This window comes from Variovorax sp. GW460-12-1-14-LB1, from assembly GCF_059423605.1.
This window is the reverse complement of the sequence record NZ_JBWKYF010000012.1, coordinates 55,709-79,923: the sequence shown is the minus strand read 5'-3', so window position 1 is coordinate 79,923 and position 24,215 is coordinate 55,709. Positions and strand designations below refer to the sequence as shown.

15 protein-coding genes are annotated in these 24,215 nt (G+C 72.0%); 10 read left to right on the top strand and 5 right to left on the bottom strand.

Translation table 11 applies throughout. The annotated features are described in order from the left end of the window. The first annotated feature begins 87 nt into the window (after positions 1 to 87). From AC07Y4_RS08945 to ltaE, 3 genes are read left to right on the top strand one after another with little or no spacing between them, the layout of a single operon-like run. Positions 88 to 1,080: a tripartite tricarboxylate transporter substrate binding protein gene (locus tag AC07Y4_RS08945; RefSeq protein WP_495274421.1), complete on the top strand. Its 993-nt coding sequence runs from the start codon at positions 88 to 90 to the stop codon at positions 1,078 to 1,080. After that, on the top strand, positions 1,077 to 2,276 hold the full coding sequence (locus tag AC07Y4_RS08940; protein ID WP_487848512.1) for an amidohydrolase: 1,200 nt from the start codon (positions 1,077 to 1,079) through the stop codon (positions 2,274 to 2,276). Before AC07Y4_RS08945 ends, AC07Y4_RS08940 begins: the two co-directional genes overlap by 4 nt. Beyond that, entirely contained in the window at positions 2,273 to 3,313 is a 1,041-nt protein-coding gene (gene ltaE, locus AC07Y4_RS08935; protein WP_487848513.1) for a low-specificity L-threonine aldolase, read from the top strand. Before AC07Y4_RS08940 ends, ltaE begins: the two co-directional genes overlap by 4 nt. 9 nt (positions 3,314 to 3,322) lie before the next feature. Here the strand turns inward: ltaE and AC07Y4_RS08930 are convergent, their stop codons facing one another. Next, entirely contained in the window at positions 3,323 to 4,003 is a 681-nt protein-coding gene (locus AC07Y4_RS08930) for a GNAT family N-acetyltransferase (protein ID WP_095745881.1), read from the bottom strand. 141 nt (positions 4,004 to 4,144) lie between these two features. Continuing rightward, positions 4,145 to 4,543, bottom strand: coding sequence for a hypothetical protein (locus tag AC07Y4_RS08925; protein WP_095745880.1), 399 nt, complete (start codon positions 4,541 to 4,543; stop codon positions 4,145 to 4,147). 477 nt (positions 4,544 to 5,020) lie between these two features. Between AC07Y4_RS08925 and AC07Y4_RS08920 the strand changes: the two genes are divergently transcribed. Further along, positions 5,021 to 5,383, top strand: coding sequence for a hypothetical protein (locus tag AC07Y4_RS08920; protein WP_487848514.1), 363 nt, complete (start codon positions 5,021 to 5,023; stop codon positions 5,381 to 5,383). A gap of 60 nt (positions 5,384 to 5,443) precedes the next feature. Here the strand turns inward: AC07Y4_RS08920 and AC07Y4_RS08915 are convergent, their stop codons facing one another. Next, positions 5,444 to 5,578 carry a hypothetical protein gene (locus AC07Y4_RS08915; RefSeq protein ID WP_260684871.1) on the bottom strand — a complete coding sequence of 45 codons (135 nt, stop codon included), beginning with the start codon at positions 5,576 to 5,578 and terminating at the stop codon, positions 5,444 to 5,446. Positions 5,579 to 5,727: 149 nt separating this feature from the next. On the opposite strand from AC07Y4_RS08915, the gene AC07Y4_RS08910 reads away from it, so the two are divergent. Continuing rightward, positions 5,728 to 6,225: an arsenate-mycothiol transferase ArsC gene (locus AC07Y4_RS08910; protein WP_487848515.1), complete on the top strand. Its 498-nt coding sequence runs from the start codon at positions 5,728 to 5,730 to the stop codon at positions 6,223 to 6,225. Positions 6,226 to 6,231: 6 nt separating this feature from the next. Here AC07Y4_RS08910 and AC07Y4_RS08905 read toward each other — a convergent pair whose 3' ends face one another. Continuing rightward, a complete protein-coding gene (locus AC07Y4_RS08905; RefSeq protein ID WP_062482657.1) occupies positions 6,232 to 6,552 on the bottom strand; it encodes a hypothetical protein in 321 nt (106 codons plus the stop codon). A 266-nt stretch (positions 6,553 to 6,818) separates the two neighbouring features. On the opposite strand from AC07Y4_RS08905, the gene AC07Y4_RS08900 reads away from it, so the two are divergent. Further along, entirely contained in the window at positions 6,819 to 7,076 is a 258-nt protein-coding gene (locus tag AC07Y4_RS08900; RefSeq protein ID WP_062482654.1) for a hypothetical protein, read from the top strand. A 243-nt stretch (positions 7,077 to 7,319) separates the two neighbouring features. Here the strand turns inward: AC07Y4_RS08900 and AC07Y4_RS08895 are convergent, their stop codons facing one another. Next, a complete protein-coding gene (locus AC07Y4_RS08895; RefSeq protein ID WP_095745878.1) occupies positions 7,320 to 7,691 on the bottom strand; it encodes a hypothetical protein in 372 nt (123 codons plus the stop codon). Positions 7,692 to 7,925: 234 nt separating this feature from the next. On the opposite strand from AC07Y4_RS08895, the gene AC07Y4_RS08890 reads away from it, so the two are divergent. The 4 genes from AC07Y4_RS08890 (at position 7,926) to AC07Y4_RS08875 (ending at position 24,011) form a co-directional block, all read left to right on the top strand. Continuing rightward, positions 7,926 to 8,648, top strand: a complete 723-nt coding sequence (locus AC07Y4_RS08890) for a secretin and TonB N-terminal domain-containing protein (protein WP_487848516.1) — start codon at positions 7,926 to 7,928, stop codon at positions 8,646 to 8,648. A 5-nt stretch (positions 8,649 to 8,653) separates the two neighbouring features. Next, complete coding sequence (locus tag AC07Y4_RS08885; protein ID WP_487848517.1) at positions 8,654 to 9,214, top strand: RNA polymerase sigma factor; 561 nt, start codon at positions 8,654 to 8,656, stop codon at positions 9,212 to 9,214. Next, entirely contained in the window at positions 9,204 to 10,202 is a 999-nt protein-coding gene (locus tag AC07Y4_RS08880; protein WP_487848518.1) for a FecR family protein, read from the top strand. The genes AC07Y4_RS08885 and AC07Y4_RS08880 overlap by 11 nt, the downstream gene beginning before the upstream one ends. 153 nt (positions 10,203 to 10,355) lie before the next feature. After that, positions 10,356 to 24,011: a filamentous hemagglutinin family protein gene (locus tag AC07Y4_RS08875; protein ID WP_495274420.1), complete on the top strand. Its 13,656-nt coding sequence runs from the start codon at positions 10,356 to 10,358 to the stop codon at positions 24,009 to 24,011. Positions 24,012 to 24,215: the final 204 nt, after the last annotated feature.

Below are 24,215 nucleotides of genomic sequence, written 5' to 3'. Positions count from 1 at the left end.
GGCTGGGGGCCACAAGGCATTGGTTCCCCGTGGGGCAGTCATTGAAGAATGGCCTTTCCAGTTCATTCCAGCGACATCCATCCGACCATGCCAAGAAGAACCCGACTCCTCGCTGCCGCGCTGCTGTGCGCCGCGGCCTTTCACGGCCATGCGGCACCGCCCGAGGCCTATCCGAACAAGCCGGTGACGGTCGTGGTGGCGTACCCGGCGGGCGGCTCCGTCGATGCCATGGCGCGGGCGCTGCATGTGGCGCTCGGCAAGCAGCTGGGCCAGCCGGTGCTGATCGAAAACCTCGGCGGCGGTGCCGGCACCATCGGTGCCGCCAAGGTGGTGCGTGCCCGCGCCGACGGCTACACGCTGCTGCTCGGTTCGGTGAATGAAGTGGTGCTGGCACCGCTGGTCAATCGCGCCGTCAGCTACAAGACCGACGACCTGGTGCCGGTGGCGCGCGTCGGCGACTCCGCGTTTGTGCTGGTGGGGCGCCCCGGCATTGCCGCGCGCACCACCGACGAGCTGATCGAGTTCGCGCGCAAGAACCCCGGCGCATTGAGCTACGCGACCTCGGGCATCGGCACCTTGCAGCACGTGGTCATGCGTGACATCCAGGAGCGCAGCGGCACCTCGATGCTGCACGTGCCGTACAAGGGCGGCTCCACGCAGGTGACCGACCTGCTGGGCGGCCAGGTCGACCTGACGCTGGTGGCGCCAGCCACCTTTCCCGAAGCCATCGAGAGCGGTCGTGTGCGCGGCTTCGGCACCACCGGCCTGCAGCGCGATGAGCTGCTCAAGCACGTGCCCACGCTCAACGAGAGCAAGTACCTCAAGGGCATCGACCTGAACACCTGGCTGGGTTTCTTCGTGCCGCGCCACACGCCGCCGGACGTCACGCAGCGCTTGTCGGCCGCCGTCGATGCTGTGCTGGCCGACGACAAGGTGGCGGCGAACCTGCGTCGCATCGGCTTCATGCCGGCCGCCGCGGGCGCGCGCCCCGGCTTCGCCGAGGTCGTGGCCGAGACGCAGGGCAAGATGCAGGGCATCGTCTCGCGCATGCCGCCCGAGAAGAGCGAGGTGGCGCGATGAGCCTCCTCGACCTCGCCAACCGGCACATCGACGAGATCGCGGCCATCCGCCGCGACATCCACGCCAACCCCGAGCTGGGGTTCGAAGAGGTTCGCACCTCCGCACTGATCGCCGGCAAGCTGCGCGACTGGGGCATCGAGACCCACGAGAAGGTCGGCAACACCGGCGTGGTCGGTGTCGTGCGCGGCCGGCGCGCGGGGGCGGGCGCCATCGGCTTGCGCGCCGACATGGACGCCCTGGCCCTGTGCGAGCAGAACACGCTGGGCCATGCCTCGACGGTCCGTGGCCGCATGCACGCCTGCGGCCACGACGGCCACACGGCGATGCTGCTCGGCGCGGCCCAGGCCCTGGCCGAGAACCCCGACTTCGAGGGCACCGTGCACCTGATCTTCCAGCCCGCGGAAGAAGGGCGCGGCGGCGCGCTGGCGATGCTCGAGGCGCAGCTGTTCGAGCGCTTTCCCTGCGACCGCATCTTCGGCATGCACACCATGCCCGCGTTGCCGCTGGGCCAGTTCGGCATTCGCAGCCAGGCGATGATGGCGGCGTCGGGGCGATGGCAGGTGCGGTTCAACGGCACCGGCGGCCATGGTGGCGCCTACCCGCACCTGTCGACCGACCTGAGCGTGGTGCTGGCGCACTTCATCCTCGGCCTGCAGTCGACCGTCAGCCGCAACGTGGCGCCAGCCGATCCGGCCACCATCAGCGTGGGCCACATCGGCGCGGGCGACCCGGAGGCCATGAACGTGATTCCGGCGGAGTTGCGCATCTCCGGCACCATGCGCGCGTTCTCGGACGAGGTGCAGGCGCTGCTCGAAAAGCGCCTGCGCGAGCATGCGGAGCACGCGGCCGCCACCGAGGGAGCGTCGGTGCATGTGAAGTGCTGGTGGAACTCCGTGCCGCTCGTGAACGACCCCGACGCGACGCGCAACGCGATCCGCGCCGCACACGACGTGGTGGGCCTGCAGGCTGTGAACTCCGAGCAGGCGCCGCTGACAGGCGGTGACGATTTCGCGTTCTTTGCGCGCAAGCGGCCCGGCGCCTACATGCTGATCGGCAACGGCCTGGGCAAGGGCGACGGCCAGGGCGACGTGCACACGCCGTACTACGACTTCAACGACAAGGCCTTGCCGCTGGGCATCGCCTACTGGCTCTCGGTCGTCAACAAGGAACTCGGCGGCACGCTGGGCGCGGCATGAGCGCGTGCGTCGATCTGCGCAGCGACACGGTCACGCAGCCCACGTCCGCCATGTACGAGGCGATGCAGCGCGCGCCCGTGGGCGACGACACCTACGGCGAAGACCCGACCGTCAACGCACTGCAGGCGCGCATCGCCGGCATGCTGGGCTTCGAGGCGGCGATGTTCGTGTCGTCTGGCACGCAGGCCAACCTGTGCGCGGTGCTGGCGCATTGCGGGCGCGGCGACGAATACATCGTCGGCCAGATGGCGCACTGCTACCACTGGGAGGCCGGCGGCGCGGCGATGTTCGGCGGCGTGCAGCCGCAGCCGCTGGACCACGCGGACGACGGCACTCTGCCGTTGGCGGCGATCGCCGAGGCGATCAAGCCGGACAACGAGCACTTCGCCGTCACCCGACTCCTCGCGCTCGAGAACACGCTGGGCGGGCGCTGCCTGCCCTATGCGTACCTGAGTGCGGCGACCGATCTGGCGAGGCAGCACGGCCTGTCGACGCACCTGGATGGCGCGCGCTTGTTCAACGCGGCCACGGCTTGCGATGCGACGTCGCCCGAGGCCGGCGCGCGGCGCATCGCGGGGCACTTCGATTCCGTGTCGGTGTGCTTCAGCAAGGGGTTGGGTGCACCGGTCGGCAGTGCGCTGTGTGGCAGCGCGGCCTTCATTGCGCGGGCGCGGCGCGTGAGAAAGGCGGCGGGCGGCGCGATGCGCCAGGCGGGTGTGTTGGCCGCTGCGGCGCTGCATGCGCTGGACCACCATGTCGAGCGGCTCGCTGAAGACCATCGGCTGGCGAGGCTGCTGTACGAAGGCATTTGCGACCGCCCCGGCGTGCGGGCACAAGCGCCGCAGACCAACATCGTGTTCCTCGATCTGGCCGATCGCGGGCAGGACACGGCACACGCACTTCAAAAGCACCTGCAAGAGAAAGGCATCCGCGTCTCGATGCTGTACGGCCGGCTGCGCCTGGTCACGCACCGGGACGTGGACGAAGCCGGCGTGTTGCGCGCCCTCGATGCGTTGCGCGAATTCCTGAAGCGGTAGCGGCGCCGCTCAGCGCCGAGAGATCACGCGAACCACCGGTTCGCTGTGCACGCGAAAACCCATGCGCTCATAGATGCGCCGCGCGCCCGCGTTGCCCTGCATCACATGCAGCACCGGTACTTCGCCGCGCTGCATCTGCTGCGCCACCAAGCGCGTGACCAGCCGCTTCGCGTAGCCCTTGCCTTGCGCATCAGGGTGCGTGCAGACACCGCTGATCTCGCGCAGCGTGCCGGCGGCCATGCGCTCACCGGCCATCGCCACGAGGCGGCCGTCGGCGTCGAAGCAGCCGACGTACTCACCGAGTTCGATGGTGCGCGTGGAGAAGGGGCCGGGGCGGGTGAGGGCGGCCAGAGCGAGCACCTGTTCGACATCGGCAGCGCCCAGTCGGACCACATCAGGAAGCGTGTCGGCCACGGGCGCAGGTGCGTCCCAGATCATCTTCACGATGACCGATTCCATGTCGACCTGCCAGGTGGACGGCGCGGGGCCCGACCAGCCGATGGCATAGAAGTGCTCGTCCGGCGTGCAGTAGGGCAGCAGCGCGTCGAGGTCGGGGTGCAGTGCGTCGGCAAAACCGACGATGGGGGAGAAGCCTGTGGCGTAGCGGCGTGCGGTCGATGTGCCGGCGGCAAAAGACGCATGCGGGCCCGAGAGGGCGTGCCAGGTGAGGTTGGTGAGGAGGTCTGTCATGGGACTGGATTCTTTCGGCCTGACAGGGACCGTTTTGCGCCGACCGTTGATGTGGGGGGGCGGCGCCTCCTCGTCGGTGACGAGGAGGTGTGTCGCGTCACGCGGCGAGGGCAACCTCGCCGGTATCAGCGACTCAGTGCATCAGCACTTCATGGCCGTGGCTTGTGCGGCGAAGGCGTCGGAAGCGGCCTTGCAGGCAGCGCCGAGTTGGGCGGCGTTGGCGCCGTAGCTGGCCCAGGTGGCCTTGGTCTGCTCGAGGCTGGACTTCAGGGCGTCGGCGGCGGCGCCGCTTTGCTTGCCCACGCAGGCGCTCACCTTGTCCAGGTATTCCTGGCATTCCTTGGGCACGTCGGCCGATGCCGTCGTGGTGGCTGCAGGCGCTGCAGCAGCCGGTGCGCTGGCGGCCGGTGCGGGTGCCGGCGTGGCCGGTGCGGTGGCAGCAGGTGCTGCGGGAGCGGCCGGCGCTGCGGGCGTGGACTCTTGCTTCGAGCAAGCGGTGATGGCGGCAGCCACGAAGATGAGTGCGAGCAGTTTGTTCATTTTTTCTTACATGAGCGAGTTGGATGATGTGCCACGCCTCGTGTCCTCCGGCGCGCAGTGCGCACACCAGGAACGCAAGATTCGGGGCCGGAACAGTATCACCGCGCCCTGTGCAACAGACCCCCGCGAAGGCAGGAATCGGGGGGCTGCAGATGCTCCAAAAACGTAACAATTATCTTGAATCGTTAAATATTGCCGGGTTAAGCAGTCGAAGCTGCGCGGGCGTACACAGGGGGCGTGATGGCCCGTCGAACCGGGTGCTCGACCGGTCTCGCATCTGCAAGCGGATGTTGTTGATTCTTTCGAATTACATCGAAGCGACGAGGCCGCGCGAAGTTTCCCGAAGGCGCGCTGCGGTCCATTTCCGGAGTCGGCGGAGCGGCCTGTCGTGCCTCTTCGGCGGTCACGCACATGGTTACAGCCCCGTGCCGCAGACCCGCTTGTCGCGGTGCGCGTTAGCCGGCAGAACATGGCCGGATGTGGCCCGGTTCCCGGGTGGTCGAATATGTGGCCCGGCTGGCGGCGATGGAAACGAACGAGGGTACGGCCGTGGCGGCGGGGCAGTCGCTGCGCGCCATCGACAACAGCCCGGTGCGCCGGCTGCCGCACCTGCTGCTGGCGCAGGACCACGGCGGCCCCATCGCGCTCAACCCGACCGCGCAGAAGAAAGACCTGCGCCCGGCCGAAGCCTGGTTCCGCGTGACGGTGGAGGGAGAGGACGGCGCACCGGTCGACGGCGTGCGCGAGGTGCGCGCGCATTTCGAAGGCACCCGCGAGAGCCTGGCCCGCCGCTGGATCCATGCGGCGACCTCGGTGCTGATCGAGCAGTCGGGGTTCTGAACAAGCGCGCCCGCTTGCGCCGGCCGGCCATGTGCCGGCAGGCGATGCCCGCGGTCTGCCTTACAGCCGGGTGTGCTCGGAGCGCGGCAGGCGGTCCTGGTCGGAACGCAGGACCGCCAGCATGCTCATGAGCGTCACGCCCGCGGCAAGACCGACCAGGAAAGCAAGCACAACGAGGGAGGGGTCGGTTGTCATGCGGTTCTAACGCCGACCTATCCCGCAAGGTTTACGAGTGTTTACACTTATTTGTCATGTCTGCAGGTCCGGGGTAAACAGGCGTCCGCAAAAGGGTCCCTGTGCTTCGGCACCCACCTGCCACACGGCGTGGCTATAGTCGTTCGACCATGCAGAAACGGATCGAGGTTGTCTTTGTCTCGCGGCGCAATTCGCTGCGCAGCGTGCTGGCCGAGGCCTGTCTTTCCCACCTCGATGCGAAGCGCTTTTCGGTGCGCTCGTGCGGGCAGCCGGGGCGGCTGGCGGCGGACGTGCATCCCGCGGCCGTCGAGGCACTGGGCAGCGCCGGCATGGCCTTGCCGACCTCGCCGCCGCGCAGCTGGGACCTGCTGGCGCGCGCGGGATCGCACAACGCCGATGTCGTCATCACGCTCGACCCCGCGCTCGAACCGCTGCAGCCGCGCTGGCCCGGCCAGCCCGATGCGGCGCTGTGGCCTTACCCCGACGTGGCCGGCGCCAACACCGGCCCCGACGACGCGGCGCATGGCGCGCTCCAGGTGCTGTACTCGCTGCGCCGCCGGCTCGAGTTGCTGGTCAACCTGCCGCTCGTGGGCGCCGACCGCAGCGCGCTGCGCTCTGACATCCGGGACATGGCGCACATGCGCTGACGCGCGCTAGGGCGCGGCGAGCCGCAGCACGAAGGTCTTGGTGTGTGGGTCGGTGAGAAACACCTGCGCCACCTGCCAGGCCTGCGCATGCGCGTCGCGCCAGGCGGTGGCGTACTTGATGTCCAGGCGGGTCATGGGGGGCTCGTCGAGCCGCTCGAGCCGGCGCCAGAGTCGGTAGCAGTGCGCGACCTGCCGGGGCGAGCCGAGCAGTTCCTCGAGTTTGATGCGGTAGGTGAATGCCGCCACCATCACGTCGCGCACCGTGACGTTGCGGCCCTCGACTTCGATGGTGTAGAGGTGCTCGGCGGAGTGGATCTCGTCCTTCATGCGGCGGCGCGGAAATCGGGGCGGACGGTGTCGACCTGCGGGGCAGGCCGGTCGGGAGGATGCGCAGAAAGAGGGAGACGGATCACGGCCGCTCCATCCTAGATGGCACGCTGTTTCGGCGCGAGTGCCGAAAGTCATGCGGATGTTCACACATGGTGTCCCTTTGCGCGAAGCGCGTGAAATTGTTATTAAACGAAATTAAATGCTAATACCTAGGAACTATGTCCTAGGGCGGCGCCGGCAGTAGCCCTAAGCTCCTCACTGACATGAGCGCCACACAGCAACATCTTTTCGTCGAACTTTCCGACGGTTGGTCCAGCGAGATCGACATCCGCCAGACCACCGGCGGCCGCTATGCCGGCGTGGCCGAACTCCGCCTGCGCGGGCTCAAGCGCGGCGTGCTCGTCTTCATGCAGCAGCCCTCGCTGGATGCCGCGGTCGCGCGCGTGCGACTGCGGGCCAGCCAGTTCGCCCGCGAGCGCCTGTCGCTCGCCGAAGCCCGGACCGGCGCACGGGCGAGCTGACCGGGTTCATCCGCACCCGCCGCACTCGCGCTTGAAGTTTTTCTATCCCGGCCATCGGGATTGCCAAACCCGCTGCACCCGCAAGCGGCGCACCATCGAGGCTCACGGATCTCACCGATGGAGCACACGACATGTTGAAGACCTTCAGGAAAGCCATGGGCGCCGCCATTTCGCTGGCCGGGTTCGTGGTGCTGGTGACCCAGCAACTCTGAACGCCCGGCCTCTTTTCCCGCATGGCCTCGCTCAGGGCCGGGGCGGCAGCAGCGGCGAGGTGTACACCGCCGGCGGCGGACGCTGCGGATACACCGAGGTGCCGAAGGTGTTGCCCATGCGATGCCCGGTCGCTGCGCGGTTGAACAAGCCCAGCTGATTGCCCGGCCGCTGCGTGATCGCTTCCGACGCCAGCCCGGGCGCGGCGTCGTCCGGCCCGCGGGCCGGCATCGTGGGCGCGAGCTTGCGGGTCAGGCAGTCGTAGGCGGGCGTGCGCTCGCCGTTCACCACCACCTCGACGCAGCTGCCGTCGGCCTCGCCGCCACCGGAAGGCGGTGTCTGCGCCGCCGCGCCAGTGCCGATCACCGAGAGCATCACGCCGAACAGCCACACACCGACGCGCATCGTTGCACCCCAGGAAAAAAGAAGAAGAAACGCCGTGCCGCGATCACGGCCAACCGGGCAGTCTGGACCGCGCGCAAGTCAGGAAGAAGACGGAATCTCGCGAGGTCGGAAGTGTGAACGAAACGTCACATGTCGGTCATGCACGGTCGCTAGTCTCGCCCGCACGCTCACCCGGGCCGCACGGCGGACGGCCGCTTTCCAGACCCTTCGTTGCTGCTGTTGATCCTCCGTCACATGACACGTACTTCCGCATCGGGCGGTGGCCTGACACTGTCCTGGTGCCTCGTCATGGCGCTGGTGATGTGCGCCGCCCACGCCGCGGCAGCCGACGACATGGCGAGCGACGCGCCGGCGCTGCATTTCGACCTGCCGGCGCAGCCGCTGGCGCGCTCCCTCGCCGTCTTCGGCCACCTCACCGGGCATTCGGTGCTCGTCACCAGCCGCCTCACCGACGGCCGCGAGGCGTCGCCGGTGCAGGGCGACTTCGCGCCGCGCGACGCGCTGCAGCGGATGCTCGTGGGCACCGGGCTGGTGGCGCGCTACACCGGCGCCAGCGCGTTCACGCTCGTGCCGGCACCGGCGACAACCGCCGTCCCCGACGAACGCGTGCCGGTGGGCGCCCCCACGGCCGGCAATGTCCCTGCCTTGCAGGCCTACGCGGCCGTGCTGCAGGGGGCGGTCACGCGCGTGCTGTGCATCGCGCAGCCCGACGCCTTCGGCCGCTACCGGCTCGCGGTCCAGTTGTGGATCGATCCGGCGGGCGCCGTCACCGAGGCCCGCCTGCTCGAGGGCAGCGGCGTGCCGGCGCGCGACGCCGCCGTGCTCGCCAGCCTGCGCGCGCTCGGCCTGGACACGCCGCCGCCGGCCGCGCTGCCGCAGCCCGTCACGCTGCTGCTGACCCCGCGCCCCGACCCGGCGCGCGACTGCCGGCCGTACCTGCGCGCGCGCGCAGGCTGAGTCGCATGTCCGAATCGATCAAGGCCTCGCTGCGCGCGCTGTTCCTCGCGCGCTATGCGCAGTTCCGCAAGCACCTGCACCACCGCCTCGGTTCGGAAGACCTCGCCAACGACGCGCTGCAGGAGGCCTACCTGCGCGTGGAGAACTCGACCGTGCGCAGCGTCGTGCGCTACCCCTCGGCCTACCTGTTCCGCATCGCGCTCAACGTGGCGGAAGACCAGCGCAAGAGCAACGCGCGGCTGCTGAGCGTGGGCGAGGTCGAGGCGCTGTACGACATGGCCGACGAGGCCGCCGACCCCGCGCGCGGCGCCGAGGCGCGCAACGAAATCGAGGCACTCGAGCGCGCGCTGGCCGAGCTGCCGCGCCGCCGCCGCGCCATCGTGCTGGCCGCGCGTGTCGACGAGATGCCGCACAAGGACATCGCGGCGCGCTACGGCGTGTCGGCGCGCACCGTCGAGAAGGAACTGCGCGCCGGCCTGGAACATTGCTGCGAGCGGCTCGGGCGGGATTTCATCCAGCGCTTCGGTCCTGGCGCCGGAAAACAGTCTCCCCATGATGACCGCTGAAGAATCCCAGGCGACCGAGGCCATGAAGCAGACCCTGCAACGCGAAGCGCAAGCCTGGGTGGTGCGGCTCGGCTCGCAACAGGCCACCGAAGACGACGCCCAGGCCTTCCGGCGCTGGTGCGCGCGCAGCCGCGAGCACGCGCAGGCCTTCGTGCAGGCGCGCCAGGTGTGGCAGGCCATGGCGCCGGCCGCGCAGCGCGTGCGCCAGCAGGAAGCGCGCGAGGCGGCCCACCGCCGCCTGCCGGTGCCCGGACGCCGTGCCTTCCTGGGCGGTGCGGTCGCGGCGTCGGTCGCCTACCTCGCGGTGTCGCCGCCGCTGGCGTTGTGGCCTTCGGTCGCCGAATGGAGCGATGACTACCGCACCGCCACCGGCGAGCAGCGCGAGGTCGCCATGGGCGACGGCGTGGTGCTGCAGATGAACACGCAGACGCGCATCAACCTGCGCCGCGGCGCGACGGAGAGCGCGAGCGAAGCCATCGAACTGGTGTCCGGCGAGGCCGAGGTGCTCGCCGGCGGCCCGGCCTCGGCGCGCGTCACGGTCGCGGCGGGCGGCGGCACGGTGTCGGCGACGCGCGCGCGCTTCAACATCCGCCACCTCGACGGCGAGGTCTGCGTGACCTGCCTGGCGGGCCAGGTCGACGTGGCGCAAGGCACGCAGCAGGCGCGGCTCGACGCAGGCCGGCAGCTGCGCTACGGCCCCGCGGAGCTCGGCGTCGTCACGGGCGTGGACACCGGCCCCGTCGTCGCCTGGCGCCGCCGCCAGCTGGTGTTCGACCAGGTGCCGCTGTCGCAGGTGGTGGCCGAGGTCAACCGCTACCGCCACGGCCGGCTCATCCTCACGAACGAGGCGCTGGGCCGCAGCCGCGTGCAGGCCAGCTTCTCCATCGACCGGCTGGACGACGTGGCCTTCCTCGTGCGCGACGTGTACGGCGCCGAACTCACGCAGCTGCCCGGTGGCATCGTGCTGCTGGGCGCCGCCAGCGCCTGAAGTGCGTCGCAGCGTGCCGATCCGCGTGTTCGTGAAGATTTCGTGACATGGTGCAGTCGCGCCGGACCTTCGCTGTCATAGCTCGGTAGTCCACGGGCCCTTGCGCTTCGTGGCCCCGATCGAGCAACGAAACACGAACCCATGGAAGTCCGCATGCAACGCAGCAGCCGCCGCACGGTGTCCCGGCGCAACCCGCCGAACGCGTCCTCTTCTTCTTATTCGTCCGCCGCATTCGCGCAGGTCCGGCTCACGCCGCTGGTGCGCGCCATCGCGCTGCTGCTGGCCGGCGGCGCCGCGTTCGACGGCGCGCAGGCGCAGCAGGCGTTCAGCGGCGCGTGGATGGCGCAGAAGAACATGGCGCAGAGCACCGCGCTGGCCACCGGCCGCCTGCCCAACGGCCTGCCCGCCGCGATGCTCGCGGGGCCGCAGGCGCAGCAGCAGCGTGCGAACGAACAGCTGCAGCAGTCCCTCGGCAACCTGAACCTGGCGGCGCGCGCCATCGCGGCGCAGCAGTCGGCGCAGGCCGCGGCGCGCGCCGCCGCGCAGCACGACCCCTCGGTGCCCGACGGCCTGGCCGAAGGCGGCCTGAAGGTCGACACGAACGCGCTCACCGCCGGCTGGCACAACGCGCGTCCGCTCACGCCCGATTCGCAGCGCCAGGCCGCGGGCCGCACCGTGGTCACGGTCGAGCAGACGGCCGACAAGGCGATCCTCAACTGGGAGACCTTCAATGTCGGGCGCAACACCACGGTGAAGTTCGACCAGCAGGCCAGCTGGTCGGTGCTCAACCGCGTGAACGATCCGAAGGCGCGACCCTCGCAGATCCAGGGGCAGATCCAGGCCGACGGCACGGTGATGGTCGTGAACCGCAACGGCATCGTGTTCAGCGGCAGCAGCCAGGTCGACACGCGCAACCTCGTGGCCGCGGCCGTGGGCATGAGCGACGCGCAGTTCAGGCGCGGCCTGTACAGCGATACGCGCGGCAGCACCCAGGTGCCGGTGCTGGCCAACGACCTGGTGCTCCACGCCACCGGCGCCACGCACGGCGCGGCCACCGCCGACGTGGTGGTGGAGCCCGGCGCGCGCATCGCCACGCGCCGGCCCACCAGCGTGACCGAGGGCGGCGGCTACGTGCTGCTGGCCGGGCGCGAGGCGCACAACCACGGCAGCATCGCGACCGCCAATGGCCAGACCGTGCTGGCCGCCGGCGACGCCTTCGTGATCCGCAAGGGCATGGGCACCGACGGCAACAGCGACTCGAGCACGCGCGGCAACGAGGTCGATCCGCTGCGCCTGGCCGGCAGCGCCGCCGGCCGCGTGCGCAACACCGGCCTGATCGCCGCGCCGACCGGCGACGTGACCCTGGTCGGCAAGACGGTGGAGCAGCAGGGCGTGCTGCTGTCCAGCAGCTCGGTCAACACGCGCGGCACGCTGCACCTGCGGGCGGTGGGCGAAGCCGGCGAGGCGCGCGTCACGCTGGCGCCGCAGAGCACCAGCGCGATCGTGCTGGAGAACGACGGCGCCACCGCGCTCGACGTGCAGCGCGACACCCTGCTGAAGGACTCGATGCGCCTGAGCGACGGCGGCTACAACCGCCGCGACCAGTCGCTGGTGAAGATCGACTCGGCCGGCGACATCGACTTCGACGGCGGCTCGCTCACCCTGGCCACCGGCGGCCAGGTGCAGGCGCGCGCCGAGCGCCGCACGCGCGTGGCCAGCGGCGCCGCCATCGACGTGGCCGGCGCGGTCGGCGTCGGCGTGGCCATGGCGTCGAACAACGTGAAGATCAACGTGCAGGGCAACGAGCAGCGCGACGCGCCGCTCAACCGCGACGGCAAGCGCCTGAACAACCTGGACATGTGGATCGACCGCCGCGACCTCGTGCGCGTGGCGGCCGGCGTCAACGGCTACGCCGGCGAGCGCTGGTACACCGGCGGCGGCCTGCTGGAGGTCGGCGGCTACCTCAACACCGACGGCCACACGGTCGGCGAATGGGCCGCGTCGGGCGGCACGGTGGCCTTCGCCGGCGGCGAGCTGGTCACGCAGCGCGGCTCGCGCATCAACGTGGCCGGCGGCACGCTCGACGTGCAGACCGGCCGGCTGCAGCAGAGCTGGCTCAAGGGCCCCGACGGGCGCCTGTACAACCTGTCGACCGCGCCGGCCGACATCGTCTACACCGGCCTCTATCGCGGCTTCGAGGACGAACATGCGCGCTGGGGCAAGACCACCACCGGCTACTTCTACAACCCGCTGATCGCGCCGCGCGAACGGCTGGAAAACGGCTACACCGTGGGCCGCGATGCCGGCCAGGTGCAGGTCGGCACGCGCGCCGCGGTGCTCGAAGGCGACATCGACGCCACCGTGTTCCAGGGCGAGCGCCAGCAGCGCAAGCGCGATGCCGGCCTGGACAGCTACCGCCAGCTGCAGACCGCGGCGCCGCTGGCCGGGCGCCTGGTCATCGGCGGCGTGGCGCCGGTCTACGACGCCGCCACCGGCCTGCTGCGCGACAACCCTTCCGCGCGGGTCGACCGCGTCACCTTCGCCGAGGCGCCGATCTCGCCCGCCGCGCTGGCCGATGCACTGGTCGCCGGCGAGGCACTGCCGAAGGACCTCGCGGGCCATGTGCGCATCGACAGCCAGTGGCTGCAGCGCCAGCGTCTGGGCGGCGTCGTCGCCTATGCGAACGACACGGTGGCCGTGACGTCCGCGCTCGCCGTCGCGCCCGGCGGCAGCATCGCGCTGCACGCGCCCACGGTGGCGGTGGAGGCCGACCTGGTCGCGCGCGGCGGCAGCATCGCGCTGGGCGACCTGGTCAGTCGCTTCGCCAGCGCCAACGGCGGCAGCTGGGTCGACATCTCCATTGCCGACGTGCTGCCGGTCGGCTACGCGCCGCGCGTGGCGGTGGGCGAGGGCGTGCGGCTGGATGCGCGCGGCCTCTGGAGCCACATCGCGCAATCGCCCGATCGCATCGAAGGCCTGCCTTACGTGGATGGCGGGCAGGTCACGCTGCGCAGCACCGGCGATGTGGTGCTCGGCGCGCGCAGCCTGGTCGACGTGTCGGGCGGCGCGGCCCTGCTGGCCGGCAACGAACTGCGCGGCGGCCGTGGCGGCGACGTGACGCTGATGGCGGCCCAGCCCGGCAACGATGGCGCGGGCCCGGGCACGCTGCGCATGGACGGCGAGGTGCGCGGCCACGGCGTGAAGGGCGGCGGCAAGCTGACGCTGGCCAACGGCGCGGCCATCGGCATCGGCGAACTGTCCGCCGGCGGCGACGGGCAGCTCGCGGCCGGGCGCAGCAGCACCGTGCACCTGCGGCTGGCCGGCGACTACGTGATCGCGGCCGGCAGCGAGATCCCGATGGACTTCGCCGTCACGGTGTCGCGTGCGCTGCCGGGCGAGGCGCTCAAGGAGAGCGTGCAACCCGGCCTCAGCAACGCGCGCACCGTCGTCACCGGCGCCGACTGGGTGGTGCCGCCGGGCACGCAGGCGTTCCTGCTCGACGGCAAGGGCTACGAGCCGGGCCAGACGGTGCCGGCCGGCAGCGTGCTGGCGGCCATCACCCTGCTGGCCCAGGGCTACGTGCTGCCCAAGGACGTGTTCCCCTCGGGCCTGCCGATCCCGCCCAAGACCACGTCGTACAAGGCCGGCACGGTGGCCGCCGCCGACACCGTGATGCCCGCGGGCACGGCGATCGTCGCCGGCACCGTGCTGCCGCGCGCGGTCGCGGTGCAGCCGCTGCTGCGCCTGGACACCGACCTGTTCGAGAGCGGCTTCGCGCAGTACACGGTGCGCGGCCAGGACGGCGTGGCCGTGGCCGACGGCGCGCGCGTGGACGTGCGCATGCCGGTGCAGCGCTTCGACCCGGTCGCCGGCGCGCTCGCGCCCACCGGCGCCGACCCGTCCGTCGCGCTGCCGCTGTGGATGCCGCCGGTGTACCAGGACGATCCGGTGAAGCAGAAGCTCACCCAGCGCGCCGGCGCCGACCTGGCGCTGGAGGCCGGCACGCTCTACCAGCGCGCGCCGCTGGTGGTGGGCGAGGGCGCCCACATCGCGCTCGACCCCGGCCGCACGCTCACGCTGCGCGGCAACGACCAGATCACGGTCGATGGCACGCTCTCGGCCTGGGGCGGGCGCGTCGCGCTGCTGCCGGGCGAGCACGGCATGGGCAACGCACGCAATCTGGCCGACGGCATGCCCAACGCACGCTCGTACTGGATCGGCGAGCACGCGCTGATCGACGTCGCCGCGCGCCCGGTGGTGGCCACCGACGCGCGCGGCCACCGCTACGGCCAGGTGGCCAGCGGCGGCACCATCGAGATCGGCGCGCGCCACGTGCTCGATGCCACGCAAGTGGACGCGGCCGATGCCTTCGTGGTGCTGCGCCCCGGCGCGCGGCTGGAGGCCTCGGGCACGTCGGCAACGCTCGACCTGCCGGGCCGTGGCGCGACCGAGGTCGCCAGCCACGGCGGCACCATCGCGCTCAGTTCTTTCCGCGGCCTGTTCCTGGACGGGGACATGCGCGCCGCCGCGGGCGGCGCGGGCGCGGCCGGTGGCATGCTGGCGCTGAACCTGGACACGCCCATCTACGGCACGGTGGCGCGCTACAACCTGAAGGGCGAGAACGTCGACGACGCGGTGCGCGTGCCGCGCGAGATGCTGCTGGCGCAGGTGCAGGGCCGCAGCGCGGTGGCCGACGCCGCCGGCCTGCGCCCGGGCCAGGCGCATGGCGCGCTGGCCTACGGCACGGCGCGCATCGGCGTCGACCGCATCCACGACGGCGGCTTCGACAACCTGTCGCTGCTCAGCCACGGCATGCTGTCCTTCGACGGCAGCGTCGATCTCTCGCTCGGCCAGAGCCTGCGCCTGACCACCACCGCGCTGGCCCTGGCGGATGCGTCCGCGCCCGATGCGCGTGTGGCCCTGGCGGCGCCTTACATCCGCCTGGCCGCCAGCGGGCGCACCCAGATCGACGACTACATCCTGCCCAACCCGGTGCTCGGCTCGCGCAACGCCGGCGGAGGGGCCGGCACGCTGGGCGTGCCGCTGGTGTCGGCCGGCAGTTCGCTGCGGCTGGACGCGCAGCTCATCGACCTGGCGGGCATGGTGCAGCAGGGCGTGCGCGGCACCATCGTGCGCAACGTGCCCGAGGACCTGGTCGTTGAGCGCAACGCCTTCGACCACACGTTGCTGCGCAGCAGCGGCGACCTGCGCCTGTCGAACAACGCCAGGTTCTACGTGCCGGGCGACCTCACGCTGGCGGCGGCGCAGATCTACCCGGCCACCGGCGACAGCGGGCTGGTGCAGGTCGGCCAGCGCAACGTCATCGACAAGTGGGGCACTCGCCAGGCCGAGATGGACATGAACCGTCGGCTGGTGATCGAGCGCGTGGGCGACACGCCGGCCATGCCGCAGTCGGCCTTCGGTTCGCTCACCTTCCACGCCGCCCACATCGAGCAGCGCGGCGTGCTGCGCGCGCCGCTGGGCGGCATCGCGCTGGGCAGCGTCTTCGGCGACACCTCCACCAGCACCGTGCAGCTGCATGCGGGCAGCCTGACCTCGGTCAGCGCCGACGGGCTGCTGATGCCCTACGGCGGCACGCAGGACGGACTGACCTATCTCTTCAACGGCAAGGACGTGGCCTACCGCGTGCCCGGCGTCGGCCCGGCCATCACGCTGTCCGGCCACGCGGTGGACGTGCGCGAGGGCGCGGTGCTCGACATGTCGGGCGGCGGCACGCTCACCGGCACCGCCTTCCTGGCCGGGCGCGGCGGCTCCACCGACGCGCGCATGCACCCGCTGGCGCAGGTGGGCGCGCAGCGCAAGGGCTTCGTGCTGCCCGGCCTGGCCACCAACCCGGTCTATGCCATCGTGCCGGGCGTGCAGCCGCTGCAGGCGCCGCTCGGCGCCGAGAAGGGCGCGAGCGATCCGGCAGTAGGCCGGCAGATCACCGTCGGTGCTGGCGTGCCCGGCCTGCCGCCGGGCCGCTACACGCTGATGCCCTCTGCCTACGCGCTGCTGCCCGGCGCCTTCCGCGTCGAGCTCAACGGGCTGGCCGCGCAGGTCGGCGCCCCGGGCAGCGCGACGGCGATGCGCAACGGCTCCTACACCGCGCCCGCGCAATTGGGCGTGGCCGGCACCGGCATCCATGACGCGCTGCCGCTGCAGGCGGTGTTCACGCCGGGCGACGTGCTGCGCACCTACGCGCAGTACAACGAGACCGGCTATGCCGACTTCGCCGTGGCGCAGGCGCTGCGCGACGGCGTGCCGCGCCCGCTGCTGGAGCGCGACGCCAAGGCGCTGCGCTTCCAGTTCGGCCTGAAGGGCTCGGCGGGCGAGATGCCCGGCGAACCCGCGCTGCGCTTCGCCGGCACCGCGCGCTACGCCACGGTGGGCGACGGCATGGGCGGCACGGCGCTGGTGCTCGGCGGAACGGCGCGCTCCTTCGAGGTGCTGGGCGACGGCGCCGCGCCCACGCCGGACTTCAAGGGCACCTCGCTGCATGCGCGCGACCTCAACGCCATCGGCGCCGCGCAGCTGGCCATCGGCGGCGCGCCGGCGGGCACCTTCGTGCAGGACGCCACCGCGGCCGATCGGCTGAGGGACGCCAACCGCCTGGGCTTCAGCGGCGCCGCCGAGGGCATCGTGCTGCGCGAGGGCGCGGTGCTGCGCGCGGGCGAGGTGTTCCTGGTCACCGACCGCCGCGACTCGGGCATCACCGTCGAGTCCGGTGCCGGCATCGACACGCTGGGTCGCGGGCCGGCGGCCTGGGACTCGCGCCGCGGCTACATCTACGAGCCGGGCTTGCGCAGCGTGCTGGCGGTGTCCAACGGCTGGATCGACATCCAGCCGCCGTCTGCATCGAGCGGCGGCCAAACGGGCCCCGGCCGCATCGACATCGGCGTGTGCGCCCCCAGCGGCAGCTGCAGCGCCGGCGCGCGGCTGTATTCCGAAGGCACCATCACCGCCGCCACCGACCAGGCCTTCACGCTGGGCGAAAGCACGCGCTACGGCACGCGCAACCTGGTGCTGGCGCTGGGCGGCATCAACGTGGGCGGCGAACGCGCGCTGGGCGACGCCGCCGCGCGCGGCGCGCTGCCGCCGGGCCTGACGCTGAACCAGTCCGTGCTCGACCGCCTGCTGCGCGGCGACACCAGCACCGGCGCACCCGCGCTGGAGAACCTGGTGTTCACCGTGCGCGACGCGGTCAACTTCTTCGGCTCCACGCAGCTGTCGACCATCGACCCCGCCACCGGCCAGTCGACGATCTCGCGCCTGATGCTGACCACGCCCGCGATCTACGGCTGGGGCGACGCCGACAGCGTGGCGCGCATCCACACCGACGTGCTGGTGTGGAACGGCACGCGCACGCCGCCCGGCCTGGTGGCCACCGGCGGCGCAGGCACCGGCAGCGGCCGGCTGCAGATCGACGCCCGGCGCATCGAACTGGGCGCCGCGCGCGACATGCGCGTGGACACCGTGCACGACATGGACCGGCTGGTGCTGGGCTTCGGCGAGGTGCAACTCAACGCCAGCGAGCAGGTCACGGCGCGCCAGAAGGGCTCGCTCTCGGTCTACCAGTCGCAGGGCGCGTGGGACGAGGCCGCCAAGGGCCATGTGCGCACGGGCGGCGCGCTGCGCATCGACACGCCGCTCCTGACCGGCGAGGCTGGCTCGGTGATGCGCTACACCGCCGGCGGTGATGTGCGCGTGGCCGCGCCGCAAGGCATGCAGCCGGGCGCGATGAACGACGCCGACGCGTCGCGCGCGCTGGGCGCCGAGATCGCCATCGACGGGCGCAGCGTGACGCTCGACACCGCGGTGGTGCTGCCCAGCGGCAAGCTGGTGCTGCGCGCCGACGGCGACGTGCGGCTGCACGACGGCGCGCGGCTGGACCTGGCCGGCCGGCGCCTGCGCTTCTTCGACGTCGACAAGTACAGCTGGGGCGGCGACGTGGAGATCGAAAGCCGCACGGGCAACGTGCGCCAGGCGTCGGGCGCGCAGATCGACCTGTCGGCGCAGAACAACCGCGCCGGCCGGCTGGCCGTCACCGCGCTCGGCGCGGGTGCCGGCCAGGTCGAACTGCTGGGCCGCATCGCCGGCGGCAGCAGCGGCGAGTACGACGCGGGCGGCACGGCGGTGCCTTACGCGGCGGGGCGCATCGACGTGCGCGCGCAGCGCCTGGCCGACTTTGCCGGCCTGAACCGCCGCCTGACCGACGGCGGCGTGGTCGGCGAGCGCAGCTTCCAGCTCAAGCAGGGCGACCTGGTGGTGGGCGACGAGCTGAAGGCGCGCGAGATCAACCTCTCGGTCGACGGCGGCCACCTGACCGTGGCCGGCACCGTGGACGCCGGCGGCGTGCAGGTCGGCAGCATCCGGCTGGCGGCGCGCGACGGCGTCACCCTTGCCGGCAACGCGCTGCTCGACGCGCACGGCACGCGGCTGCGCGTGGACAGCTACGGCCAGGCCATCGAGGCGCCCAACCGCGCCACCATCGAGATCGACAGCGGCCAGGGGCGCCTCGTGCTGGAGAGCGGCGCGCGCATGGACCTGCGCGCCGGCACCGACGGCACGCCGCGCGCCTTCGGCACGGTGGAGCTCAACGCACCGCGCCTGGGCGGCGCGCGCGGCAACGACATCGACATCGACGCCGGCGGCACGCAGCGCATCGAGGGCGCGCGCACGATCACCGTCAACGGCTTCTTCCGCTACGACGACGCGCCCACGGGCACCGACCCGGACATCAGCGGGCGGCCCTACCAGCGCATCGACCAGGCCTACCTGCAGGCCAAGCACGAGGACAGCACGGCCTTCATGCGCAACGTGCTGGCCAACGGTGCGCTGGTCGACGGCCGGCTGGCCGGCCTGCGCGCCTACGGCGATGCCTTCCACCTGCGCCCCGGCGTGCAGATCGTGAGCCGGACGCCCGATGGCGACCTGCAGATCGACGGCGACCTCGACCTCTCGGCCTTCCGCTACGACAGCCTCAACGCGCGCACGCAGCGCACCGGCGTCTACGGCTCGGGCGAGGCCGGCGCGCTGGTGATGCGCGCGGGCGGCAACCTGAAGATCCACGGCAGCATCAACGACGGCTTCGACACCTCGGCGCTGCCGGCCACGCGCGACGACGACGGCTGGGTGCTGCTGAAAGGGCGCGTGCCTTTCGGCGGCGACGTGGTGGTGCCGCGCGGCGGCGTGGTCACGCTGGCCGAGAACACCTTCCTGCAGCCCGGGCGCGCGCTCAACTTCCAGGCGCCGCTCAAGGCCATGAGCCTGGCCGCCGGCACCGTGCTGCCGGTGCGCGCGGTGCTCACTGAGGGCTACACGCTGCCCGCGGGCACCGTGCTCGGCGGCGCGGTGCGCGATGCGTCCGGCCAGGTCCTTCATGCGGCCGGCACCGTGCTGGCGCAGCCGCTCGTGCTGGGCGCGAACATGCAGCTGGACCCCGGCGTGCGGCTGGCGGGCGCGGCCAAGGTCGGGCCGATGCTGTGGCCGGTCGGCGTGCCGCTGCCGTTCCCCGACGGCGCCGTGCTGGACGTCAACCAGCCGCCGTTCTACCGCTACAACGGACCGGTGCTGGCGCGCGAGGTGCCGCTGCAGCGCGGCGCCGTCATCCCGGCCGAGACGGTGGTCGTGCTGCCCGGCGGCGCGGCGTCGGTCCGGCTGCGCCTGGCCGACGGCGACGGCAACCAGGGCCGCAACTTCGCCATCGCGCCGATGCTGGCCGAGGGCTCGCAGTCGTGGTCGATGCGCCTGGTGGCCGGCGCCGACACGCAGGCCGCCGACAGCCGCGCGCTGCAGCCGCGCGGGCCGCAGCGCGACCTGCTGCTGGCCGACACGCACTACGGCAACGCCTTCACGAAGGAGCTGGTCTCCGGCGGCAAGGTGTGGGCCTGGAACCAGAAGGCGGCCGACGAAGGCTGGGGCAGCTTGGGCAGCATCGTCACGCCGGAGGAGGTGTCCTGGGGCATGTGCGACATCGGCTATTGCGACCTGGTCTCCGAGACCCCCGAGGTCTGGGACTTCAAGTCCTACCCCGTGCGCCAGCCGCTGTTCAGCGTGGTGCGCACCGGCACCGGCGACCTGGACCTGCTGGCCGGCAACGACTTCACGCAGCGCTCGCCCTACGGCATCTACACCGCCGGCACCCGCGCCGCGGCGCGCGCCGACGACGCCGACTTTCACCTGCCGCGCGCCAAGGGTCCGCAAGGCACGGTGCTCAACGGCGGCTACGACATCTTCGAGCAGTTCGTCGACAGCCAGAGCCTGTACCGCGCCTGGTACCCCGACCACGGCGGCAACCTGCGCATGCGCGTGCAGGGCGATGCGCGCGGCGACACCATCGGCGTGCGCGGCAACATGCGCCGCACCACCGACGAACTGGGCATCTTCCGCAAGCAGATGCCCAGCGCCATGCTCGGCAACTGGCTGTGGCGCCAGGGCACCGGCAGCGTGGTGCCGGGCGCCGAGGGCGTGCCCACCGCGTGGTGGATCAACTTCGGCAGCTACGTCGCGGGCCACGAAGGCACGACCTACGACCTCGGCGGCCTCTGGCCCTACCTGATCGGCTTCACCGGCATCGGCACGCTGGGCGGCGGCAACCTGGTGTTCGAGACCGGCGGCAACGCCGGGATGATGGAGCAGATGGGCGACCACAGCGCCACCTACGTGGCGCGCAGCCAGGGCCTGCATCTCGCCGTGGGCAGCACCGGCCGCGTGACGCGCGCGGGCGAGCTGCTGCTGACCGGCGGCGGCGACCTGGACGTGCGCATCGGCGGCACGCTGAACCCGGCGCCCGAGGTGCGCGCAGTGCCCGCCAGCACCACCTGGCAGGCCGGCAGCCTCCAGCGCTACGACCGCATGCGGCTGGACCTGAACGGGGTCTTCGCCAACCTGCGCGGCGCGCTGCGGCTGGAAAGCGGCGCGGTGGGCGGCATCGAGCTGGACTTCGGCACGCCCGGCCCGAAGGACTCGCGCGCGCTCAGCCCTTACGTCGCCGGCTCGTCGATCGCCTCGGGCGGCCCGGTGCTGATTCCCGGCGACGCCGGCGTGCGGCTCGATGCGCGCGGCGACCTGGTGCTGGGCGGCGTGGCCGATCCGGGGCGCGTGCCCACGCTCACGCACGGCACGCCCTTCAGCGCCAACGGCACGCAGCACCCGGGCGAAGGCTGGACCTGGTTCTCGCTGTGGACGCCGTCGACCGCGATCGACCTGTTCAGCGCCGGCGGCAACCTCACGCCGACGCTGGGCTGGACCGACCTGGGCGATCGCACCAACCACCAGGCGACCGACGGCCGCTTCGTCTACCCGGCCGTGCTGCGCGCGCTGGCGGCCAGCGGCAGCCTGTACTACGGCAGCGCGAGCTCGGGCGTGCGCGACGAGTCGAGCAACGGGCCGGTGCTGTCGCCCTGGAGCCTCACGCTGGCGCCGTCGCCGGTCGGCCCGCAGTACGCGGTGAAGCGCACCGCGCAGCTGGAGCTGCTGGCGCGCGACTCCATTCATGCGGCGGGCTACACCATCACGCCCTCGGGCGCCGATCCGTCGCGGCTGGTGGACCCGTTCCAGCCGGGCTTCGCCGCGCTGGGCGGCGAACTCTGGTACGGCCGCGAGCTGATCCACAACACGGCCGCCGACGCGCTGCTGCCCTCCATTGCACTGGACGGCCAGAATTCGTGGCTGCGCTTTCCGCTGTTCACGCTCACCTCGCCCAGCGTGGCCGACGTGGCGCCGGCGGGCCAGCCGCCGTCGCGCTTCTATGCGCTGGAGGGCGACATCGTGGGCCTGCGCACCGGCTCGATCGTCTACCGCGGCTCCAACACCGGCGTGGCGACGCCGAACGGGCTCTGGTACGAAGGGGCGGGCCCGGTGGCGATCCGCGCCGGGCGCGACATCGTCGGTGCCGGCACCGCGCTGGGCGAGGTCGATCTCGTGCCGTCGGAGGGCGCGGGCTGGCGCGGGCGCGACTTCCCCGGCCGGCCGGAGCTGCCGCCGCAGCCGCAGACGCTGAACGCCGCCTCGGCGCGCGGCAACCTGATCGTGCACCGCCACGCCGACGACGTGTCGGTGGTGGAGGCCGGGCGCGACATCCGCAACAGCAGCTTCCACATCGCCGGCCCCGGCGAGCTGGTACTGAGCGCCGGCCGCGAGCTGTACATGGCCGACAAGGGCGAGCTCAAGAGCCTGGGCGCCATCGTCAACGTGAAGCCGGGCGACCGCAGCAGCGGTGCCGGCATCTCGGTGGCGGTGGGCGTGGGCCGCGACGGGCCGGACTGGGCCGGCTTCGCCGCGCGCTACCTCGACCCCAGGCGCCGCGCCGCGAGCGGCCAGCCCTTCGCCGACCAGCCCGGCACCGCGCTGTACAGCTACGGCGGCGAGCTCACGCTGGCCGGCTGGCTGTCGCAGCAGTTCGGCTACGGCGGCGACGAGGCCGGCGCCGACGCCTACCTGAAGCGCAAGCAGGCCGAGATCGACGGCCAGCGCAGCGAAGGCGGCGGCAGCACGCGCCGCGACCTGGTGCGCGAGTTCGGCCTGGCCGAAGGCCTGCACCTGGTGAACTGGCTGCGCGATCGCTTCGGCGGGCGCAACAGCCAGGGCCGCCACTTCGACGCTGCCAGCATGGACGCGCAGGCCTTCTTCGCCGCGCTGCCGCCCGAGCAGCAGCAGGTGTACCTGCGCAACGTGTACTTCGCCGAGCTGCGCGCCGGCGGGCGCGAATACAACGAGGAGGGCGGCCCGCGCCGGGGCAGCTACCTGCGCGGGCGCGAGGCCATCGCCACGCTGTTCCCGGCGCAGGGCGCCGACGGCGGCGCGCGCCGCTACCAGGGCGACCTGACCATGTTCAGCAGCGCCAACTACTACGCGAGCAGCTCGGACCCGTTCACCAAGCGCCCGCAGGCCGGCAAGAGCTACCTGCGGCGCGACGCCTGGACGGCCGCCGGCCGGCCCAGCGACATCGGCGTGTACGACGCGCTCGACGCCGGCATCCACACCAACTTTGGCGGCAACGTGAACATCCTCGTGCCGGGCGGGCGCACGCTGGTGGGGGTGGACGGCGGCTTCGTGCCGGGCGAGGGCTCGGGCGTGCTGACGCAGGGCGCGGGCGAGGTGCAGATCTATTCGCTGGACAGCATCCTGCTGGGCCAGAGCCGCATCTTCACCACCTTCGGCGGCGGCATCCTGGCCTGGTCGGCGCAGGGCGACATCAACGCCGGGCGCGGCTCGAAGTCGACCGTGGTCTACACGCCGCAGCGGCGCCTGTACGACGACGCCGGCAACGTCAGCCTGTCGCCGACCACGCCCAACACCGGCGCCGGCATCGCCACGCTGAACCCGATCCCCGAGGTGCCGCCGGGCGACATCGACCTGATCGCGCCGCTGGGCACCATCGACGCCGGCGAGGCGGGCATCCGCGTGTCGGGCAACGTGAACCTGGCGGCGCTGCGCGTGGCCAACGCCGAGAACATCCAGGTGCAGGGCAAGTCCACCGGCGTCCCGGTGGTGGCGGCGGTGAACGTGGGCGCGCTCACCAACGCCAGCGCCGCCGCCTCGCAGGCCGCCACCGCGGCGCAGGACGCCGTGCAGCGCGACCGCGCGGCGCAGCGCCAGGCACTGCCCTCGGTGTTCACCGTGCGCGTGCTCGGCTTCGGCAACGAACCCGCGGGCGGCGAGAGCGGCGGCGCCGGTGCCGGCCGCGAGCGCAGCGGCGCGGCCTACGACCCCAAGGGCGTGGTGCAGGTGCTCGGCGCGGGCGCGCTCACCACCGCGCAGATGCAGTCGCTCACGCCGGGCGAGCAGCGGGGGCTGAAACGCTGAGGCGCTGAACCTTTGCGCTACCCGCGCCGGCGAAAAAAACACAAGGGCCTCCCATGCGGAGGCCCTTCTTCTTATGTGCGCGAAACCCGCCGCGCCGGACCTCGTGCCGATTTCTTGATGAAGTTTTCGTGACAAACGACAGTCGCCGCGCACGCCGTGCGTCTAGGTATCGGTACGCAGCAGCGACATGAAGGCTCTCCACCA

Coding starts and splice junctions, on each gene's coding strand:
- AC07Y4_RS08930 (WP_095745881.1), bottom strand. CDS start 4,003: ATGACAGACCTCCTCACCAACCTCACCTGGCACGCCCTCTCGGGCCCG.
- AC07Y4_RS08895 (WP_095745878.1), bottom strand. CDS start 7,691: ATGCGCGTCGGTGTGTGGCTGTTCGGCGTGATGCTCTCGGTGATCGGC.
- AC07Y4_RS08915 (WP_260684871.1), bottom strand. CDS start 5,578: ATGACAACCGACCCCTCCCTCGTTGTGCTTGCTTTCCTGGTCGGTCTT.
- AC07Y4_RS08880 (WP_487848518.1), top strand. CDS start 9,204: ATGACCGCTGAAGAATCCCAGGCGACCGAGGCCATGAAGCAGACCCTG.
- AC07Y4_RS08940 (WP_487848512.1), top strand. CDS start 1,077: ATGAGCCTCCTCGACCTCGCCAACCGGCACATCGACGAGATCGCGGCC.
- AC07Y4_RS08925 (WP_095745880.1), bottom strand. CDS start 4,543: ATGAACAAACTGCTCGCACTCATCTTCGTGGCTGCCGCCATCACCGCT.
- AC07Y4_RS08885 (WP_487848517.1), top strand. CDS start 8,654: ATGTCCGAATCGATCAAGGCCTCGCTGCGCGCGCTGTTCCTCGCGCGC.
- AC07Y4_RS08905 (WP_062482657.1), bottom strand. CDS start 6,552: ATGAAGGACGAGATCCACTCCGCCGAGCACCTCTACACCATCGAAGTC.
- AC07Y4_RS08875 (WP_495274420.1), top strand. CDS start 10,356: ATGCAACGCAGCAGCCGCCGCACGGTGTCCCGGCGCAACCCGCCGAAC.
- AC07Y4_RS08910 (WP_487848515.1), top strand. CDS start 5,728: ATGCAGAAACGGATCGAGGTTGTCTTTGTCTCGCGGCGCAATTCGCTG.
- AC07Y4_RS08900 (WP_062482654.1), top strand. CDS start 6,819: ATGAGCGCCACACAGCAACATCTTTTCGTCGAACTTTCCGACGGTTGG.
- ltaE (WP_487848513.1), top strand. CDS start 2,273: ATGAGCGCGTGCGTCGATCTGCGCAGCGACACGGTCACGCAGCCCACG.
- AC07Y4_RS08890 (WP_487848516.1), top strand. CDS start 7,926: ATGACACGTACTTCCGCATCGGGCGGTGGCCTGACACTGTCCTGGTGC.
- AC07Y4_RS08945 (WP_495274421.1), top strand. CDS start 88: ATGCCAAGAAGAACCCGACTCCTCGCTGCCGCGCTGCTGTGCGCCGCG.
- AC07Y4_RS08920 (WP_487848514.1), top strand. CDS start 5,021: ATGTGGCCCGGTTCCCGGGTGGTCGAATATGTGGCCCGGCTGGCGGCG.